19 protein-coding genes and 1 riboswitch are annotated in these 19,519 nt (G+C 33.8%); of the genes, 5 read left to right on the forward strand and 14 right to left on the reverse strand.

The features are described 5' to 3' along the window. Window positions 1–37: 37 nt before the first annotated feature. The 3 genes from KA893_RS02765 to auxA form a co-directional block, all read right to left on the reverse strand. A complete protein-coding gene (locus KA893_RS02765; protein WP_002483689.1) occupies window positions 38–580 on the reverse strand; it encodes a hypothetical protein in 543 nt (180 codons plus the stop codon). Between the two features lie 58 nt (window positions 581–638). Then, window positions 639–1,808 (reverse strand): class I SAM-dependent rRNA methyltransferase, encoded by a 1,170-nt coding sequence (locus tag KA893_RS02770; RefSeq protein WP_002483690.1) that lies wholly within the window; start codon window positions 1,806–1,808, stop codon window positions 639–641. Between the two features lie 345 nt (window positions 1,809–2,153). Next, window positions 2,154–3,455: a lipoteichoic acid stability factor AuxA gene (gene auxA, locus KA893_RS02775; RefSeq protein ID WP_210125575.1), complete on the reverse strand. Its 1,302-nt coding sequence runs from the start codon at window positions 3,453–3,455 to the stop codon at window positions 2,154–2,156. Between the two features lie 300 nt (window positions 3,456–3,755). On the opposite strand from auxA, the gene graF reads away from it, so the two are divergent. The 4 genes from graF to KA893_RS02795 all read left to right on the forward strand — a co-directional run bounded on the left by graF (window position 3,756) and on the right by KA893_RS02795 (window position 7,127). Further along, entirely contained in the window at window positions 3,756–3,890 is a 135-nt protein-coding gene (gene graF, locus KA893_RS02780) for a glycopeptide resistance-associated protein GraF (RefSeq protein WP_002483692.1), read from the forward strand. 249 nt (window positions 3,891–4,139) lie between these two features. Beyond that, a riboswitch (TPP riboswitch) is annotated at window positions 4,140–4,241 on the forward strand. An 86-nt stretch (window positions 4,242–4,327) separates the two neighbouring features. Further along, a complete protein-coding gene (locus KA893_RS02785) occupies window positions 4,328–4,903 on the forward strand; it encodes an ECF transporter S component (RefSeq protein ID WP_194375920.1) in 576 nt (191 codons plus the stop codon). Between the two features lie 12 nt (window positions 4,904–4,915). Then, complete coding sequence (locus KA893_RS02790; protein ID WP_181876287.1) at window positions 4,916–6,328, forward strand: ABC transporter ATP-binding protein; 1,413 nt, start codon at window positions 4,916–4,918, stop codon at window positions 6,326–6,328. Next, on the forward strand, window positions 6,321–7,127 hold the full coding sequence (locus KA893_RS02795; protein ID WP_115347454.1) for an energy-coupling factor transporter transmembrane component T family protein: 807 nt from the start codon (window positions 6,321–6,323) through the stop codon (window positions 7,125–7,127). The genes KA893_RS02790 and KA893_RS02795 overlap by 8 nt, the downstream gene beginning before the upstream one ends. A 91-nt stretch (window positions 7,128–7,218) precedes the next feature. On the opposite strand, the gene purD is transcribed toward KA893_RS02795, so the two are convergent. Genes purD through purE form a run of 11 tightly spaced genes read right to left on the reverse strand, consistent with a single transcriptional unit; the run spans window position 7,219 to window position 18,456 of the window. Continuing rightward, entirely contained in the window at window positions 7,219–8,463 is a 1,245-nt protein-coding gene (gene purD / locus KA893_RS02800; RefSeq protein ID WP_115353004.1) for a phosphoribosylamine--glycine ligase, read from the reverse strand. Between the two features lie 24 nt (window positions 8,464–8,487). Further along, complete coding sequence (gene purH / locus KA893_RS02805; protein WP_115353005.1) at window positions 8,488–9,966, reverse strand: bifunctional phosphoribosylaminoimidazolecarboxamide formyltransferase/IMP cyclohydrolase; 1,479 nt, start codon at window positions 9,964–9,966, stop codon at window positions 8,488–8,490. A gap of 15 nt (window positions 9,967–9,981) precedes the next feature. Then, window positions 9,982–10,548, reverse strand: coding sequence for a phosphoribosylglycinamide formyltransferase (gene purN, locus KA893_RS02810; RefSeq protein WP_194375919.1), 567 nt, complete (start codon window positions 10,546–10,548; stop codon window positions 9,982–9,984). A 2-nt stretch (window positions 10,549–10,550) separates the two neighbouring features. Further along, entirely contained in the window at window positions 10,551–11,579 is a 1,029-nt protein-coding gene (gene purM / locus KA893_RS02815) for a phosphoribosylformylglycinamidine cyclo-ligase (RefSeq protein ID WP_115353006.1), read from the reverse strand. After that, window positions 11,572–13,059, reverse strand: coding sequence for an amidophosphoribosyltransferase (purF, locus tag KA893_RS02820; RefSeq protein ID WP_115347458.1), 1,488 nt, complete (start codon window positions 13,057–13,059; stop codon window positions 11,572–11,574). The genes purM and purF overlap by 8 nt, the downstream gene beginning before the upstream one ends. Beyond that, window positions 13,038–15,227, reverse strand: a complete 2,190-nt coding sequence (purL, locus tag KA893_RS02825; RefSeq protein WP_194375918.1) for a phosphoribosylformylglycinamidine synthase subunit PurL — start codon at window positions 15,225–15,227, stop codon at window positions 13,038–13,040. The genes purF and purL overlap by 22 nt, the downstream gene beginning before the upstream one ends. Continuing rightward, the gene (gene purQ, locus KA893_RS02830) at window positions 15,220–15,891 is read right to left on the reverse strand and encodes a phosphoribosylformylglycinamidine synthase subunit PurQ (protein ID WP_011303437.1); all 672 of its coding nucleotides are present in this window, start codon (window positions 15,889–15,891) and stop codon (window positions 15,220–15,222) included. The genes purL and purQ overlap by 8 nt, the downstream gene beginning before the upstream one ends. Continuing rightward, window positions 15,891–16,151: a phosphoribosylformylglycinamidine synthase subunit PurS gene (gene purS, locus KA893_RS02835; RefSeq protein ID WP_194375917.1), complete on the reverse strand. Its 261-nt coding sequence runs from the start codon at window positions 16,149–16,151 to the stop codon at window positions 15,891–15,893. Before purS ends, purQ begins: the two co-directional genes overlap by 1 nt. A 2-nt stretch (window positions 16,152–16,153) precedes the next feature. After that, the gene (gene purC / locus KA893_RS02840) at window positions 16,154–16,855 is read right to left on the reverse strand and encodes a phosphoribosylaminoimidazolesuccinocarboxamide synthase (RefSeq protein ID WP_041079043.1); all 702 of its coding nucleotides are present in this window, start codon (window positions 16,853–16,855) and stop codon (window positions 16,154–16,156) included. A 4-nt stretch (window positions 16,856–16,859) separates the two neighbouring features. Beyond that, complete coding sequence (purK, locus tag KA893_RS02845; protein ID WP_115338601.1) at window positions 16,860–17,987, reverse strand: 5-(carboxyamino)imidazole ribonucleotide synthase; 1,128 nt, start codon at window positions 17,985–17,987, stop codon at window positions 16,860–16,862. Continuing rightward, complete coding sequence (gene purE / locus KA893_RS02850) at window positions 17,974–18,456, reverse strand: 5-(carboxyamino)imidazole ribonucleotide mutase (RefSeq protein ID WP_037538847.1); 483 nt, start codon at window positions 18,454–18,456, stop codon at window positions 17,974–17,976. Before purE ends, purK begins: the two co-directional genes overlap by 14 nt. A gap of 204 nt (window positions 18,457–18,660) precedes the next feature. Between purE and folD the strand changes: the two genes are divergently transcribed. Next, window positions 18,661–19,518 (forward strand): bifunctional methylenetetrahydrofolate dehydrogenase/methenyltetrahydrofolate cyclohydrolase FolD, encoded by an 858-nt coding sequence (gene folD / locus KA893_RS02855; protein ID WP_011303442.1) that lies wholly within the window; start codon window positions 18,661–18,663, stop codon window positions 19,516–19,518. The last annotated feature ends 1 nt before the right edge of the window (window position 19,519 follow it).

The raw sequence follows: 19,519 nt of genomic DNA on the forward strand, positions 1-19,519 counted from the left end.
CAGAGAATTTTAGCTAATTTGTGAAAACGCTATAGTTTTAAACAAGTTCTTTCACAACTTTTTCACATTTTTGAATATGTTCATCTCCAATTTTTTTCATAAAGTAATAACTAATTGATGCTGAAATAGCCTGCCCCACAACCGGGAACCATTTCGTTTGTTTCGCAGCTACACGTTTTGCAACATCTCTAACGACAACTTTTAATATCGCATTCGATATTTTTTTACCGATAAATTGACTACCCTGAATCGCCGCGGCAGCTAAGACACGCTCTTTCATATCGTCGCCCATGTTATTCACTTGTTTATGATCTAAGCCATAAATTTTATTAACATCTTCAATAATATCTCTCATCAATTTAATATCGACACCAAAATCTAAACCAGGTATTGGCACAATACTGATACTTGATGATAAAACAGATTTTTTTCTAACTAGTGCCTGTGCACGTTTACGTCGTTCTTCAATTTCTATATTTGTGGTAGGTATATTACTTTTTTGTTTGATATCTTCAATTTTTAATACTTTATTACCAACTTTTTGTGTAACATTATTTGTGATTTTATTTTTAAAACCCATTTTATTCACTCCTTAGTAAATTACTTCGTATTAAAAAGAATACCCTTTTTTCATAATTTTACTTTATTTTTACAAAAACAGCTTTTAAATATTTAGAAGGTTTATAGTGTGGATGTGTTTTGAAATCTTTTGGCAAGCCCATTACATCTACAATTTCATAATCTACTTCTTCTTCTGTTAATGTTTGATTGATTACATTTTTGAATGATTTCAAAGAAAACGTACTATTATTTGTGCATAACAGTAATGTACCGTCAGGCCCTAATATTTCAAGTGCACCTTTAATTAATTTATCGTAATCTTTTAATACCGAAAAAGTTTTTTTCTTGTTTCTAGCAAAACTTGGTGGATCAATAACAATCGTATCGTAAAACAAGTCATGACGACGCGCATAATTAAAATAATCAAAAGTGTCCATTACATAAATATATTGTGACTTAGGATCAATACCATTCAAGCCAAAATTTTCTTCTGTAAGTGCACGTGATCGGTTTGCTAAATCTACGCTTGTTGTCATTGTTGCGTTTTCGGCAGCTATAACAGAAAATGCACCCGTATAACTAAATACATTTAATATTTCTTTATCTTCAGCATAATGATCTTTTAATTTTTTTCGTACTTCTTTTTGATCTAAAAATATGCCTGTCATAGGTCCATCATTTAAATCTACATTATAGAATTTGAAATTTTCTTCAATAATAATTGGAAACTCAGGTGCTTCACCATCAACAAATCCACCTTGAATTTCTGCGTCTTTAAATCTCATTTTTTCAAATATAGACGTATATTCGAATACATTTTCTAACGCTGATAACACATTATAACGGAATTTATAAATGCCTTTTGAATACCATTGGATTAAGAAATGACCATCATAGTTATCTATGGTTAAACCACCTATACCATCGCCTTCACCATTAAAAACACGAAAAGCATTCGTCCCATCAATATTATAGAAATATTCACGTTCAGCTTTGGCATTTTTAAATAATGTTTCAAAAAATTGTGTGTTAATGACTTCATCTTTGTCATAGCTCAATACCCAGCCAACGCCTTTATGCTGTCTACCAACATAAGCAGTAGCTATATATTGATCTCTATCGTTCATTAAATAAAATAGGTCTCCCTCTTTTAAATGATCGTGTGCATAAATATCTTCTTCATCTACTAATGGGTATTCATTTAAATATTTCGTTTCTTTTCCTCTATTTAACGTGGCAATTTTCATAAATTTATGTCAGCCTTTCTACTTTTATTTATATTTATTATTTACTTATTCATTTTATCATCTCATTAACATCGTAACATCAATTATCTACAATTCACCAAAATATTATATCTGAAACTTCATAAGTATTTTTATAGAAATTTAATTTTTCAATAAAGATTGGGTCGCCTCACCTTATCAAATATAGTGAATGACATCAGCCGATGCTCATGAATAAGTGCGACTAATCCACATAAAATGTGAAAGAAATTCTATTTAGAAGTTATGTTTCACCTTTACTTTCAAATAAAAAAAGCCTGAGACAATGCCATGTCCCAGACTTCTTCCTTGTTTCTATTAAAGTAATTAATATTTAGTTGGTTCACGTAACTTCATAACAAATGCTACAAATATAGCCAATAGCATAATGATTAAAATTGGTGTGATAAAGATGGATAATAATAATCCGTGAACCATAATGTTCATAAACTCAGTCAGTAATTTAAAGAATAATAAACTGACCATAAACATTTGCAGATAATAGAACCTATCTTTTAAGAAATTCGTTAATGTTGTCAATATATAAATAATGATAATAATCATTAAAAAGAATAGCGTAATCCATTCTATCACATATTGTGTTTGGGAAATTTCCCAATTACCTGAAACAAAAAGTGAATTCCTATTGTTAAATTCAATTAAAGTAAAGAATAATAAGATTGCTCCACAGAACAACTCTACATATGCAGGTTTAATCCATTTAGGTTTTTTCATCCAATTTGGAATATCATCCTCTTGAATATCGATAATTTCTTTCCATTTAGCAATAAATTTATCTTTTTTATCTCTAGCTTTTTGAATATCAACACTTCTGCGCGTTTTATGTGTAAATTCTGTTGTTTTATCTTGTAGTGTCTTCCATGTTTCTTTCGTTTGATTTGTTACTGATCCTTTGTTAGTTCTTGATAATTCTGGTTCTTCTTCCCCAAGTTCTTGTTTTGTTAAAGGAAGTGATCTTCTTAAAAATAAGAAGTTCCAAATAGACATTTGTCCAAGTAACCACATGATAATAAAGAATGTGTTAACACTCAAAATATCAATAGGAATGATTTCATCGCTTTCAATTCTTCCGTATAAAACAATTTGCGTTATTAAGTAACTTATCCCATAACTGAAAATAATCCATAAATAATGATATTTTCTATGTTCTGTATTTAACTCGTCCTTATAAACGATATAACCAATATGAATTGCAAATGGTATTACGAAAATAATAGCAAAAAAGCTATAAACTTGAGTCATCAATATCAGTGTTATGATGAAAAAAAGAATACCAATAACTAAAAAGAATACTGAAATATCATAGTCATATCTTGTCGTTCTATATAAAGTAAAGCCAATCATAATGACACCAATACCAAATAAAGCAATAATGATGGCACTAATTATCGGGAAATTACCTATGTAATTACTCATTACTCTAATTATTTCACCAAAAAATGCATTTATAAAATCCCATACATTATGAATGTGCAAATCAATTTTACCTTTACCATTTAATTTATTAATTAATGGTAAATTAATTAAAATGATAAGACCTGTGAAAAGCGAAACGATGCCTATAACATAACTATATAATATCTCAGCGTGTTTCTTCAAAAAAGACATACCATTCACCTCAAAAGTTATTATATATGAACATTTAGTTCTTGTCTTTAATTATCTAATAAATAAGTCCATAGTATGATATAAAATGACTTATAGTCAAATTTCCACTTACAATTCATGTTTAAACAATTTTATAAATTTAACTTATTAAGTACATTATCGATGCATTATTTAGATTATCCATTAATTAACATTAATCTCATATCAAACTATTGTAATTATATTGAAGTGTTTATATTTTATTCAATTGTGGTACATACTAAATATAGATAATCTTAACTATGAAGGAGTGCTTTAATTATGAGTAAAGAAGAATTAAATAAAGAAGCAGCTGAAAAAGCTAAAAAAGCAGAGGATAAATTAAAAGAAGAAAAAGAATCTGCAAAAGATAACACTGAAGAAACTAAACAAAATATTCAAGATACTTTAGACTAGTATAGATACTTGGTATTAATAGTAATTCAATATAAATGTAAATCCGATATGGGAGTGCGACATCAAATCTTATCAAAATGAGGTTTGTGTCCACTCCTATTTTTTAATGGTTTTATAATTTGATTGCGTGTAATAAACTTAATTAACAACGTTTGTCCTTAAAATAATCACTCTATTAACCAACAATTTCTAGCATAACCTTGACATAAACGACGAAAAGTCATACATTATAATTAAATTTAAATAAATCATTCGCACTAGGGGTGTTTTGTGACTGAGATGAGGTATACCCTCAAACCCTTTGAACCTGATCTAGATTAAACTAGCGTAGGAAAGTGTATTGCGATATCACTGTGTAACTTTGGTATCCGTATGCCTATATAAAAACGCGCAACTTTCTAGAAGGTTGTGCGTTTTTTATATTAGGAGGAACAATGATGTCAAAAGGTTTAAAACTATCCGAAATACTTGTAACTGTGCTTATCGCAGTTGTTTTCGCCATTATTTATAATGTTTGGAATTTTGTCTATAAAGCTGTACAGGTAACTGGACTTCATTTTGAAGAACTCACTTATGGTGCCTGGTTTATGGCAGCAGTCGTAGCTTATCTCATAATTCCAAAAGCCGGTATTGCTCTGCTTGCAGAATTTGCTGCAGGTGCTGGTGAAACAATTGTAATGGGTCGTTTTGATATTGCAACGATGGTCTATGCATTATTACAAGGTTTAGCTTGCGAAATTATATTTGCTATTTTTCGATATAAATCACGTTCAGCAATGGTTGCGATGCTAGCAGGATTTTTAGCTTCAGTTGCAACACTACCTTTAGATTTTGCCTATGGTTATCTAGGAGAAGTCGCGGGTTGGAATCTTGCTTTATACATCATATTTAGATTAATTAGCGGTATTATCGTTGCCGGTCTCTTATCTTATTATATTGTTAAAGCACTTGACCAAACTGGTGTAACAAAATTATTCAGACCAGCAACCCAGAATGATTATGACAATCTATAAGGAGTAATAATGTTGATAGCTACTAAAAATTTACGCTTGAAATATCCAAATGGTCAAAAAAAAATATTCGACAATTTGTCTATTCAAATAAAAGATAAAGAAAAAGTATTATTATTAGGTCCTTCTGGCTCAGGTAAAAGTACTTTATTAAACGTACTTAGTGGCATTGTGCCAAACTTGATAGATTTGCCGTTAAAATATGATGCATTAGAAGTCGATCCTTCAAGTGGTGTCATATTCCAAGATCCAGATACTCAATTTTGTATGCCTAAAGTTTATGAAGAACTTGCATTTGTACTAGAAAATCAACAAGTTCCTCGGGAAGAAATGGATCATCGTATTGAGAAAGCACTAATGACAGTTGGATTAAACGTGGACAAAAATCAATATATTAATGAATTAAGTGGCGGTATGAAACAAAAACTTGCGATTGCTGAGACAATTTTACAACAAGCAACGACACTATTTTTAGATGAACCTACCGCGATGTTAGATGTAGAGTCAACTGCTGATTTATGGCAAAAAATTCAATCATTGTGGCGAGACCAAACTGTACTTATAGTAGAACACAAAGTCGAACATATATGGCAACATGTCGATCGTGTCGTTTTAATGAATTATGATGGTGCCATCATTGCAGATGCCCCACCTTCTCAAATTTTAAATGATTATGAAGCGCTATTAACTAAATATGGTGTTTGGCATCCAAAAGCTTGGCATTCTGCACCAAAAGCACTAAATTTTTCAGATTCTGATTCATCTCATTTTAATTTCCAAATTCAAGATGCAGTTATTAAACGTGGAAAGCAGCAACTCATTAACATTCCTAAGTTAAATGTCAATGCGGGAGAATGGATATCCATTACCGGGTCCAATGGTTCAGGTAAAACTTCACTGCTCGAATCAATGATGCAATTAATTAAATATGAAGGTCAGATGTACATCAATCATCATATTTACACTAAAATTAAATCTGCAGCAAAATCTATGTATCTTGTGTATCAAAATCCCGAATTACAATTTATAACAAATTCTGTATACGACGAAATTCATATACAAAACAAAAACAAATTTAATTCAACGGATGAAGCTAAACAGCAAACTGAATCATTATTAAAAACGCTTAACTTAACATCAGTACAAATGCAACACCCTTATGAATTATCTATGGGACAAAAGCGACGCTTAAGTGTTGCCATTGCTTTAAGTGCTTCTTCTGATTTAATTTTACTTGATGAACCTACATTTGGACTTGATAGTCACAATACATTTAACCTAATTAAGCTGTTTCAACAGAGAATTAAACAAGGACAAACCATTATCATGGTTACACATGACCCAGAAATTATTGCACGTTACCCAACTCGAAGACTACATCTCGAACATCACCATTTAATAGAAAAGACAGGTGATACGTATGTTTGATATGTGGAAAAAACACCATTCCTTTATCGATGATGTAAATATCATTACTAAATTAGGGATTGCTGTTATATTATTCTTCTTTGTCATATTTGTTCATCAATTCGATTATATGTTTTATATTACGTGCTTAATGCTTGCCCTATTATTAATATTCAATGGCTTGCAATTTAAAATCACCTTAGTATTTATCACTTTTACAATAATTTTCAGTTTAGTGTCCGCATTATTCATGATTTTTTATGGTGATGGGACGCACTTACTATTCAAATTTGGGTTTATCCAAATAACAACTGAAAGTTTGTATCGTGGCTTACATTTAGCAATGCGTACAACAACGGTTTCATTTTTTGGAATCTTAATTGCTTTTACTTCACAAATCGTTCTTGTATTTTATAGTTTAATGCAACATTTAAAAGTAAAACCCAAAGTAGCATATGCCTTTATGGCGGCAATACGCATGGTGCCATTAATGTTTATGTCTTTTTTACAATTAAGAAAATCATTAAAAATACGTTATCAATTAATAAGTGCCCAAAATTATCGAGGTATAAAAAGAGTCAAGCACCTCATCATTCCGTTATTAAGTCAAAACATCAGGAAGGCACATCAGCTTTCAGTAGCAATGGAAAAAAAAGGCTTCAAAGATGGGCCTCGAACATATTATTATCATGCACCTTTCTCGTATAAAGATATTCTATTAATTATAGTTATGGGACTCATATTAATAAGTGCCTATTACTTATCACTATATTTCCCAATAACTGGAATCGACGATGTCCGTATAACAAGTATTTATTAAAAAAGTTCAACTAACTTTTCGAAATCATTTTTATCCAAAAAATAAAAGCGATGGAACAAAACCTAAACCAGTTTGTTCCATCGCTTTTTTGCTATTTTTGTTTTATCGCTTTGTCACTGATGTCAGAACGATAAAATAATGCATTACTTTGAATTTGGTCAACCGCTTCATAAGCATTAGCTTTAGCTTCACTAATGTCGCTACCTTCGCCTAAAGCGAGAATAACACGACCTCCTGAAGTTACGTAATGTTGATCAACTTTATTTAAACCACTTACAAAGTATCTTCCATCTAATGTAAACCCTGAAACGACCTCACCTTTATTATAAGTACCTGGATAGCCTTTAGACGCAAGCATAACCCCTACAACCGCATCTTTTTTCCACTTAAATTGAATCGGTTGCTTCGCCTCTAAATCTAAAATGTGTTGCATCAAATCACTTTCCATTCGAGTCAACAACACTTGCGCTTCTGGATCTCCAAACCTTGCATTAAACTCAATCACCTTAGGACCCTCTTTTGTTATAATTGCGCCTATATATAGCACACCAAAAAATGAATAGCCCTCTTTCGCCATTGCTTGTGCAATTGGCTGAGCAATTTCTTTATTTGTACGTTCTATCATACCCTTATCAATATGAGGTACCGGACAGTATGCTCCCATACCACCAGTATTAGGACCTTCATCATTGTCAAACGCACGTTTATGATCTTGCGCAATACAATCAAATGGCACAGCATAATCTTGATTAACAAATGTCATAAGTGAAAATTCCTCACCTTCAAGAAATTGTTCAAATACAACTGTGCCATTTTCTTCAGAATATAAAATTTCTATTCCTTCACGTGCTTCATCGATATTATTAGCAATAATAACACCTTTACCTGCGGCTAATCCATCTTTTTTCAGTACAATTGGAAATTCACATGTGTCAATATAGGCTAATGCATCTGTTTTGTTATTTGTTTCTTTGTAAGCTGCAGTTGGAATGTCATACTTTTCCATGAGTTGTTTTGCAAATAATTTTGAACCTTCAATTTGTGCTGCAGCTTCATTTGGACCAAATACTTTTATATTTTCTGTTTGCAATTTATCGGTTAATCCTTCGGTTAATGGCTGTTCAGGTCCAATAATTACCCATGAAACATTCTGTGTCTTAGCAAAATCTACAATTTTTTCATGATTCGCTTCATCTATATCTGTATGTACTGTCGCTATATTTTTCATAGCGTCATTGCCTGGTATCACATGAATTTCATTAATAAGTGGAGACTGTTTTAATTTAAATGCTAATACATGCTCTCTACCACCTGCACCAATTACGAGTACTTTCATAAGCTACATTTCCTCCAATATTAATTAATGTTTAAAATGTCTTACGCCTGTTGTAACCATTGCAATACCATGTTTATTTGCCATATCAATAGATTCTTGATCTTTGATAGAACCACCTGGTTGAATAATTGCTTTAATACCAGAATTTGCAGCTAATTCTACCGTGTCATCCATAGGGAAGAAACCATCTGAAACCATAGCAACGTCATCGTTTATTTCAATCGCTCTTTCAATTGCAATTTGAGCAGAACCTACTCTATTCATTTGACCTGCACCAATACCCACTGTTTGTTTTGCATTACTTAAGATAACAGCATTACTTTTAACTGATGCAACAACTTTCCATCCAAGAAGCATAGCATCCCATTGCGCTTTTGTTGGCTCAACTTCTGTAACGACTGTCATGTCTTCTCTATTTAATTTGACATTATCTTTATCTTGTACAAGATAACCTCCTGATACAGAGACAAGTTCTTGTTCACTATTATCAATTGTCATATCAATCTCTAAAAGCCTAATATTTTTCTTTTTACCTAACACTTCTAGAGCTTCTTGTGTAAATTTTGGTGCAATAACAACTTCTAAAAAGATACCATGCAATACTTCTGCCAATGATTTTTCTACAGTTCTATTCAAAGCAACAATACCACCAAAAATAGACTGATTATCTGCATCGAAAGCATGTTTATATGCCTCATCAATTGTTTCAGCAACGCCCACGCCACATGGATTCATATGCTTAACAGCAACAGCAGCAGGTTGTTCAAATTGTTTCACCAATGATAACGCTGCATCCGCATCTTTGATATTGTTATAGCTTAATTGCTTGCCATGTAATTGTTTGGCACCTGCTAAAGTATGTTTGGCATCAGATGTTCTAACAAAATAAGCTGATTGTTGTGGATTTTCACCATAACGTAAACTTTCCTTATTATCTTTAAAATAGTCTACAATCGCTGCGTCATATTCATTTGTATGTTCAAATACTTTAATCATAAGTGATTTGCGATAAGCTTCATCTAATGTGCCATTTTTCAATTTATCAATCACTTCATTATAATCAGCAGGATGTACAACGGTAACAACATGTTTGAAGTTCTTTGCTGCAGCACGCAGCATCGTTGGTCCACCGATATCAATGTTTTCAATTGCATCTTCTTCTGTCACATTAGGGTTTGCAACCGTTTCTTTAAATGGATATAAATTGACAACTACCATATCTATTAAATCAATACCTTGTGCTTGCAGTTGTTCTAAATGTTCAGGTTTATCTCTATCAGCTAAAATACCGCCGTGTACAGATGGATGTAATGTTTTAACTCTGCCATCCATAATTTCTTCAAACTCTGTCAACTCTGAAATCGACTTCACAGGTAACCCGGCATTGGCTAATTCACGCATTGTTCCGCCCGTTGAATATAATTCATAATTTTGCTCTATTAATGATTGACCAAAGGTTACAATACCTGCTTTATTAGACACACTTAATATTGCTTTCTTCATTTAAATTAGCACCTCTTATTGAATGATTTTTGATATGACTTCTGGATATAATTCATGCTCTATTGCTTTAATTCTTTCTTCAAGATCAGATTTATTATCGTCCGGATAAATATCACATTGACGTTGTTCAATAATTTCTCCCGTATCCATACCACTGTCAACATAATGTACTGTTGAACCAGTTATTGTATCGCCACTTGCTAGCGCTTGTCCTATAGCATCTTTCCCTTTATATTTTGGTAATAATGAAGGGTGAATATTTAAAATGCGTTTATCATAAGCTCTTAAAATATTTTCACCTATTAATTTCATATAGCCAGCTAGAACAATCCACTCTACTTTTTCAGACGTTAACCATTCTATAATTTTGCGTTCATAATCCGTTTTAGAATCAAAATTTTTCAATTCATTAATATGAACATCTAAATGATATTTGCGCGCGCGTTCAATACAATATGCATTTACTTGATCTGTATAAAGTGAGGTTACTTCAATATTTGGTAGTTCCCCTTGTTTGATTTTAGACATAATACTTTCAAAATTACTTCCAGAACCAGAAGCAAATATAGCTATTTTGGTCAATTTTATACCCCCGTTAATTGGATTGGTTCGTTGCCTTTAACAGTTTCACCAATTTTATATGCCTTGATATTTTGACCTTTAAGTATTTCTAATGTTGATTCAACTTGGTTTTTATCAACGACTAAAGTAAAGCCAATACCCATGTTAAAAATGTTATACATTTCATCAGTTGAGATGTTTCCTTGTTCCTGTAACCAATCAAATATAGCTGGCGTAGGAAATTGCGTGACATCAATCTTGGCTGTTATCCCCTCAGGTAAGGCTCTAGGTATATTTTCATAAAAACCGCCCCCTGTAATATGGGTCATGGCATATATCTTAATAGATGATTTAACAGCTAACACGGGTTTTACATATAAACGTGTGGGTTTCAAAAAAGCATCTAAAAATGTCTGTTCTTGATTGAATGGTTCACTTAATTTAATACCTGATTGTTGTATTAATTTTCTAACTAAACTATAACCATTGGAATGTATGCCACTAGATTCAAGACCTATAATTGCTTGTCCAGGTTCAACAGATGAGCCATCAATATAGTCATCCTTTTCTACTGCACCTACTGCGAAGCCTGCTAAATCATATTCACCCTCGTGATACATTTCTCCCATTTCAGCTGTTTCTCCACCGATTAAAGCTGTATTGGTCTCTTCACAGCCATCACTTACCCCTTTGACAATTTGCTCAATGACTTCAGGAACGACTTTATTAGTTGCAATATAATCTAAAAAGTAAAGTGGTTCTGCACCTGTAGTTAAAATATCATTGACACACATTGCGACAACATCTATACCAATCGTGTCATGTTTATCGTTATCGATGGCTAATTTTAATTTTGTACCTACACCATCTGTACCTGATACAAGTAAAGGTGCTTTCATATTCAACTGTGACAAATCAAACATAGCACCAAAGCCACCCAATCCACCAAGTACTTCTTTGCGCATTGTTCTTTGGACATGACTTGTCATTCGTTCTACCGCTTCGTACCCTGCATTAATATCGACGCCTGCTTGTTGATATGCTTTAGACATTTAAATTACCCTCTCTATCAAAGTATTGTTGATGATTTGCTAAGTACGCTTTTTGACGTTCACTTAAATGCGCTACATAATCTTGCTCATAATCATATAAACCTGCAGGATAATCACCTGTGAAACTTTCAACACAAAGTCCACTATAAGGCGCATCGCAATCAAGTCCAATAGAATCAATTAGACCTTCGACTGTTAAATAAGCCAGTGAATCTGCTCCAATATAATCACTAATCTCCTCGGGCGATTTATTTGATGAAATAAGCTCTGCCGTTGTTGAAACATCTATGCCATAAAAACTTGGAAACATAAACTCAGGAGAAGCAATGCGTACATGAACTTCCTTAGCGCCTGCGTCTTTCAACATTTGTACTATACGTTTACTCGTAGTACCTCTGACAATCGAATCATCTACTAAGACAATATTTTTATCATAGACAATATCTTTTACAGCAGATAATTTTACGCGGACGCCTTGTTCACGTAATTCTTGTGTCGGTTGAATAAATGTTCTTGCAACATATTGATTTTTAACAAGACCCATTTCATACGGCAGTCCACTCTCTTCGGCATAACCAGATGCTGCTGAAAGTGAAGAATTAGGTACACCAATAACCATGTCCGCACTTGATGCTGGACTTTCTTTCGCTAATTGTTTACCAGACTGTTTTCTAACAGCATGTACGTTTTTACCGGCAATGGTTGAATCAGGTCTAGCAAAGTAAATATACTCCATAGCTGAAATAGCCGTCGTTGTATGACGCGTATAAGATTCGACTCTAATCCCATCATCATTGATGACTACATATTCTCCAGCATGAATATCTCTTACAAATTCAGCACCTAGGACATCGATTGCACATGTTTCACTTGCAATAATATATGAACCATTTTTCATTTTACCAACAGCTAATGGTCGAATCGCATTAGGGTCAACTGCACCATATAAAGCGTCTTTAGTTAGTACCGCAAAAGTAAATCCGCCTTTTATTTTTCTTAAACTTTCTTGAAAAGCATCTTCAAATGTAGGTGCTTTACTTCTTCGTATCAAGTGCATGATAACTTCAGTATCTGAAGAAGAGTGAAAAATAGAGCCTTGATGTTCTAAAGATTTTTTTAGACTTTGCGCATTGATAAGATTACCATTATGACAAACTGCAACACTCATATCATAAAAATGATATAAAAACGGTTGAATATTCTCTATACCTTTATTCCCAGATGTTGCGTATCTCACATGCCCAATTGCATGTTGATATGTTTTAAATGATTCCATTTGTGTATCTGATATCGCATCTGTCAATAAACCTAAACCACGTTCACCTTTAAGCACTTCACCATTTGAACAAACGATTCCAGCACCTTCTTGACCACGATGTTGCAAACTGTGTAGTCCCATATAGGTTAATTGAGCAGATTCCGGATGATTCCATATGCCAAACACGCCACATTCTTCATTTAATCCGTTGCTGTCATACATTGAGGTATAGCTCCTTCCCATAAATCATTTAAATGTTTTACATCACGCACAATTTCGCTCTGTTCATTTGTCACTTTAAATTGTTGATCATTAGTCACTTTACCAATCTCAACAGCATGATCGCAGTTTAATGATTGACCATTTTTTACGATTACAATATAACGTCCTTGTGTTTCACTAAACAGTTGCGCATTCGTAACACTTAGTTTCGCCTGTAAACCAAGTTGGTAATGTGCACTGATACGAGCTAAAGTAAGCAATAAGCCACCTTTACCTACTGTTTGCACATGTGAAGCTACCCCTTCTCGAATTGCTTGTTTTATCGATTCACCTTTACGAACTTCTTCCGATAAATCAATGGATTCAAATTCATGATTCACTTGACCATACAACAATTTCTCAATTTGACTACCACCGAAATCGTCATTTGTATCACCAACAACATATAATTTATCTCCTACAGAAGGATTAAAATGATTAAGATAACTTATGTCATCGATGAGACCAACCATACCTACTACAGGTGTTGGGAATATAGATGTTTCTCTCGTTTCGTTATATAAAGACACATTACCCGAAACGACAGGTGTGCTTAAAATCTCACATGCTTCTGCCATACCTTTTGTTGAATCTGCTAATTGTTGATATATTTCTTTCTTCTCAGGTGAGCCATAATTTAAACAATCCGTCATAGCTAAAGGCGTTGCACCTACAGAAATTAAATTTCTATACGCTTCGGCAACAACCATTTTTCCACCTTCATATGGATTGTTAAATACATAGCGGGCTTCTCCATCAATCGTTGACGCAATAGCTTTATCAGTTCCTTCAACGCGCACAACAGAGGCTTGTAATCCTGGCTTAACTATCGTATTAGCACCTACTTGTTGATCATATTGTTCGTATAAATAACGCTTCGAAGCTATAGTTGGGTGTTGTAATAATTGATCAAATACGGATTCAACATCTACACTGCTATAGTCATTTTTAATTTCATTGTATTCTGGCGACGTACCTTCAAGTACATAAACTGGCGCTTCATCAGATAAAGGTTGAACTGGAATATCGGCAAATACTTCATCTTCATAAGTTAATACGAAACGATCCGTGTCAGTTACTTCTCCAATTACTGCACTGTCTAACTCATGTTTATCAAAGAGGTCTAAGAATTTTTGTTCTGTTCCCTTTTCTACAACAAGCAACATACGTTCTTGAGTTTCAGATAACATCATTTCATACGGTGAAATACCTTGTTCTCTTGTAGGGACTTGTTCTAAACGTAAATGTAAGCCACTACCACCTTTAGCTGCCATTTCTGAGGATGATGATGTTAGTCCTGCAGCCCCCATGTCTTGGATACCAACGAGTTCATCAAATGTGATGGCTTCTAGCGTGGCTTCCATTAATTTTTTACCTACAAATGGATCACCAATTTGAACAGATGGTCGTTTGCTTTCACTATCTTCACTTAATTCTTCAGAAGCAAAAGTCGCACCATGAATACCATCGCGGCCAGTTTTCAAACCAACATAAATAACAGAGTTTCCAACGCCTTTAGCCGTCCCTTTTTGAACCATGTCGTGATCAATTATGCCTACACACATCGCATTGACGAGTGGGTTGCCATCATATCGATCATCAAACTCTATTTCTCCAGCAGTTGTAGGAATTCCTATACAGTTACCATAGCCACCTATACCTGCAACAACGCCACGTAAAAGTCGATGGTTTTGTTTTTCTGTCAATTCACCAAACCTTAGACTATTCAATAAATTAATTGGACGTGCACCAATAGAAACAATATCTCTAATAATGCCTCCCACACCAGTAGCTGCGCCTTGGTATGGTTCAACTGCAGAAGGGTGATTGTGTGACTCAACCTTAAACACAACCGCTTGGTTATCACCAATATCAACAACGCCTGCGCCTTCTCCTGGGCCCATTAAAACATGTTCACCTGAAGTTGGAAATTGTGTTAAAAAGGGTTTGGAATGTTTATAAGAACAGTGTTCACTCCACATAACTGAGAAAATACCAATCTCCGTAAAGTTAGGTTCACTACCTAAAATATCACAAACCTTTGCGTATTCTTCATCACTTAATCCCATATCCTTGTACAGTTGTTCAATTTTAATATCTTCAGAACTTGGTTCAATAAATTTAGACATTTTGTTCCCTCCAACTATTTACCATTGCTTGAAATAATTTTACGCCGCTATCTGTACCAAGAATTGGTTCAATAGCACGTTCCGGATGAGGCATCATACCACACACATTGCCCTGTTCATTGATAATACCTGCGATATCATTAAAAGAACCATTCGGATTATTGACATATTTTAATATAATTTGATTATTTGCCTCTAAACGATCATACATATCTTGAGTACAATAATAATGACCTTCACCATGGGCAACAGGATAAACTACAGTTTCATCCTCATTATATAAATTTGTGAATGCCGTATTATGATTTACCACACGCAATGATTCATTTCGACTCACGAATAAATGAGAATCATTATGTAGTAAAGCACCTGGAAGTAAACCAATTTCAGTTAGAATTTGAAACCCATTACACACACCAAGTACCGGTTTACCTTCTTTCGCAAATTGTTTTACTGCTTCTGTAATTGGTGCAACACTTGCCATTGCCCCAGAACGTAAATAATCACCAAAAGAAAAACCACCTGGTATCAGTACACCATCAAAACCGTCCAACGATGTATTTCTATAATCTACATATTCTGCTTCTACATCTGATTTCAATGCAGCATTATACATGTCTCTGTCGCAATTTGATCCTGGAAATTTCAGCACTGCAAATTTCATTATGCCTTCTCTCCTTCTTCCAATACTTTATAACTATATTCTTCAATAACAGTATTAGCAAAAAGTTTTTCACTTAACGTAATTACAACATTATGAACTGCTTCGTCAGTTGCTTCATCAAAAGTCATATAGAGTACTTTACCAACTCTGATATCATTGACTTGCTTATATCCTAAATCATGTACAGCTCGATTTAATGCTTGTCCTTGTGTATCTAATACTTGTGGTTGTAATGTAATATGCAATTCAATTGTTTTCATTGTTAGAGTGCCTCCAATTTATTTAAAAAAGTTTGATATGTCTCGATAATTGATCCTGTATCTTCTCGATAAACATCTTTATCAAAATTTGTATCACTTTGTTTATCCCAAATTCGACATGTATCTGGAGAAATTTCATCAGCCAATAAAATTTCACCTTCATTTGTGCGTCCGAATTCAATTTTAAAATCGACTAATCTTAAATTCATTTTGTCCATTAAGTTCACTAATACTTCATTAATTTCTGTTGCTGCTTCTTTTAATTTTTCAATTTCACCATCATCAGCAATTTGAAGTAGTTTAATATGGTCTTCAGTGATAAGGGGGTCGTTCAAATCATCATTCTTGTAGAAAAATTCAACTAATGGTGTTTCAAATGTATGTCCTTTTTCAAAACCTAGTCTTTTTGTAATTGAGCCTGCTGCAATATTTCTAACTACAACTTCTAAAGGAATGATTTCAACCGAATTAACTAATTGTTCCGTTTCAGATATTTGCTCAATAAAATGACTATTCAAGCCTTTAGCTTTCAAATAATTAAATATACGAGAGGTAATTTGGTTATTTAAGCGCCCTTTCCCTTCAATGAAGTCTTTTTTAGCACCATTTCCAGCTGTCACTTCATCTTTATATTCAACTCGTAATACATCAGACGTTCCTGTTGAAAAAATTCTTTTAGCCTTTCCTTCATATAACAAAGACATATATTTATCTCCCTTCAAATTGTTTAAGCAACTTTTGTTCAGTTTCATTTATATCATTAGTTAACACCGTTAAATGTCCCATCTTACGATTAAATTTACGTTCGTTTTTGCCATAGATATGGACATGCCATTCAGGGTGTTCTGCGAATTGATCTTCTAATAAATCTAAATCTCTGCCTAATAAGTTCATCATAATCGCCGGTATCAATAGTGTTACTTGTTGTGGTAATTGTTGTCCTGTTATCGCCTTAATATGTGTATCAAATTGAGAATATTCGCAAGCTTCAATTGAATAATGTCCGGAATTATGTGGTCTAGGCGCAATTTCATTTACATATAATTGATTCTGTTGATCTATAAAAAATTCAACTGTAAATGTGCCTATAAAATGTATGGCTTTAATTATTTTATTTACTTCATTACGCGCTTCTTGCTCTTTATTATCTTGTACTCGCGCAGGCACGATTGTTTTAAATAGTATTTGATTTTGATGTTCATTTTCTTGTAGAGGGAAATATGTGATCTGATTGTTTGTACCGATGGTTACTGTCAAAGAAACTTCTTTACTTAAGTTTAGGTACTGTTCTGCTACACATTCTTGTGCTTGAATCAGTTGATGCGCTTCATCTAAATGAGTGGCGTCTTTAACAAGCACTTGACCTTTACCGTCATATCCACCGAAACGTGTTTTAACAATAAAAGGATATCCAATTGAATCAACCGCTTTAACTAGATCGTCATAGTCAGTTAATTGGAGGAACGGCGCTATATTACTGCCAGAATCTTGTAAAGTTTGTTTCTCCGTCAGGCGATCTTGAAGTAATTGAATCGCTTGATAGCCTTGAGGAATATTATATTTTGAAGCTAATGCTTGTAATTGATTAGCCGAGATATTTTCAAATTCGTACGTTATTACATCTGATAATGCTCCAAGTCGATCTAGTGCTATTTGGTCGTCATACGCAGCGTTGATGAACTCGTTGGCAACATACTGGCAAGGACATGATGAATCGGGATCTAACACAATCACTTTGTATCCCATTTGTTGGGCAGACTGCGCCATCATTTTGCCCAGTTGACCGCCTCCTATGATACCTATGGTTGAGCCGAATTTTAATTTACTCAAGTTCATCTTGCATATCACTCACTTTCTCAACTAAAGATTTCTCATAATTTTCCAAATTCTTTTGCACTGTTTGATTACCAATACTAAGTATTCTTGCAGCCAATATACCCGCATTTTTAGCGCCAGCTTTACCTATTGCTGTCGTTGCTACTGGAATACCACCTGGCATTTGTACGATTGACAATAGCGAATCCATTCCTTTTAAACTTTTAGACTCAATAGGAACGCCAATTACTGGTAAAGTCGTCATTGACGCAACCATACCTGGTAAATGCGCAGCACCGCCTGCACCAGCGATAATGACATCATATCCTGCATCTCTCGCTTCTCTTGAAAATTCAAACATTAATTCAGGCGTACGATGTGCTGAAACTACTTTTTTATCATACGGAATTTCAAATTGGTCTAACATCGAACAACTTTCTTTCATTGTTTCCCAATCAGAAGAACTTCCCATAATGACTACTACTTTCAAAATGAACACCCTTTCAGAAATTTGAAATGATACTACTATTAGATGTATATTACAGATATAGCATAACAAGTAAATGATGCTTTTTCAATCAAAAATCGAACTTTAATACTTTTTTTCTGTTTAATCTACGTCTTTTGGTTGTTAATTATCCCATCATTTGTGTTAATGTTAAGTAAAGTTCAAACATTCAAGGAGGATTTTTTCATGGTCGCAAAAATTTTAGACGGGAAACAAATCGCTAAAGATTACAGACAAGGACTTAAAGATCAAGTTGAAGCTTTACAAGCTGAGGGGTATACACCAAAATTATCTGTTATTCTAGTCGGTAATGATGGTGCAAGTCAAAGTTATGTCAACTCTAAAAAGAAAGCTGCGGAAAAGATTGGAATGATTTCAGAAATTGTTCATCTCGACGAATCTACTTCTGAAGCAGACGTTTTAAACGAATTAAAACGCTTAAATGAAGATGATAGTGTGAGCGGTATATTAGTCCAAGTACCACTTCCTGATCAAGTAAGTGAACAAAAAGTATTAGAATCTATTAACCCAGCAAAAGATGTCGATGGCTTCCATCCTGAAAATATTGGTAAGCTTTATATTGATCAACAAACATTTGTACCTTGTACACCATTAGGCATCATGGAACTTTTAAATCATGCCGATATTGATTTAGAAGGAAAAGACGCTGTTGTTATCGGACGTAGTCACATTGTAGGTCAACCAGTTTCTAAATTATTACTTCAAAAAAATGCTTCCGTAACGATTCTTCATTCAAGAACTAAAGATATGAAGCGTTATTTAAAAAATGCTGACATCATTGTTAGTGCTGTGGGTCGTCCTGGATTAGTAACAAAAGAAGACGTTAAAGAAGGCGCGGTTGTAATCGATGTAGGGAATACACCTGATGAAAATGGTAAATTAAAAGGTGATATCGAATACGATGAAGTTAAAGAAGTGGCAGGTGCAATTACACCCGTACCTGGTGGCGTTGGCCCAATGACAATTACAATGGTATTAAATAACACACTTATAGCTGAAAAAATGCGTAGAGGGATTGAATAAA

This window comes from Staphylococcus sp. GDY8P126P, from assembly GCF_017891965.1.
Lineage (GTDB): Bacteria > Bacillota > Bacilli > Staphylococcales > Staphylococcaceae > Staphylococcus > Staphylococcus saprophyticus.

Coding starts and splice junctions, on each gene's coding strand:
- purH (WP_115353005.1), bottom strand. CDS start 9,966: ATGAAGAAAGCAATATTAAGTGTGTCTAATAAAGCAGGTATTGTAACC.
- purS (WP_194375917.1), bottom strand. CDS start 16,151: ATGAAAACAATTGAATTGCATATTACATTACAACCACAAGTATTAGAT.
- purC (WP_041079043.1), bottom strand. CDS start 16,855: ATGTCTTTGTTATATGAAGGAAAGGCTAAAAGAATTTTTTCAACAGGA.
- KA893_RS02795 (WP_115347454.1), top strand. CDS start 6,321: ATGTTTGATATGTGGAAAAAACACCATTCCTTTATCGATGATGTAAAT.
- folD (WP_011303442.1), top strand. CDS start 18,661: ATGGTCGCAAAAATTTTAGACGGGAAACAAATCGCTAAAGATTACAGA.
- purM (WP_115353006.1), bottom strand. CDS start 11,579: ATGTCTAAAGCATATCAACAAGCAGGCGTCGATATTAATGCAGGGTAC.
- KA893_RS02765 (WP_002483689.1), bottom strand. CDS start 580: ATGGGTTTTAAAAATAAAATCACAAATAATGTTACACAAAAAGTTGGT.
- purL (WP_194375918.1), bottom strand. CDS start 15,227: ATGTCTAAATTTATTGAACCAAGTTCTGAAGATATTAAAATTGAACAA.
- KA893_RS02785 (WP_194375920.1), top strand. CDS start 4,328: ATGTCAAAAGGTTTAAAACTATCCGAAATACTTGTAACTGTGCTTATC.
- purQ (WP_011303437.1), bottom strand. CDS start 15,891: ATGAAATTTGCAGTGCTGAAATTTCCAGGATCAAATTGCGACAGAGAC.
- graF (WP_002483692.1), top strand. CDS start 3,756: ATGAGTAAAGAAGAATTAAATAAAGAAGCAGCTGAAAAAGCTAAAAAA.
- purD (WP_115353004.1), bottom strand. CDS start 8,463: ATGAAAGTACTCGTAATTGGTGCAGGTGGTAGAGAGCATGTATTAGCA.
- auxA (WP_210125575.1), bottom strand. CDS start 3,455: ATGTCTTTTTTGAAGAAACACGCTGAGATATTATATAGTTATGTTATA.
- purF (WP_115347458.1), bottom strand. CDS start 13,059: ATGTATGACAGCAACGGATTAAATGAAGAATGTGGCGTGTTTGGCATA.
- purK (WP_115338601.1), bottom strand. CDS start 17,987: ATGAACTTGAGTAAATTAAAATTCGGCTCAACCATAGGTATCATAGGA.
- KA893_RS02770 (WP_002483690.1), bottom strand. CDS start 1,808: ATGAAAATTGCCACGTTAAATAGAGGAAAAGAAACGAAATATTTAAAT.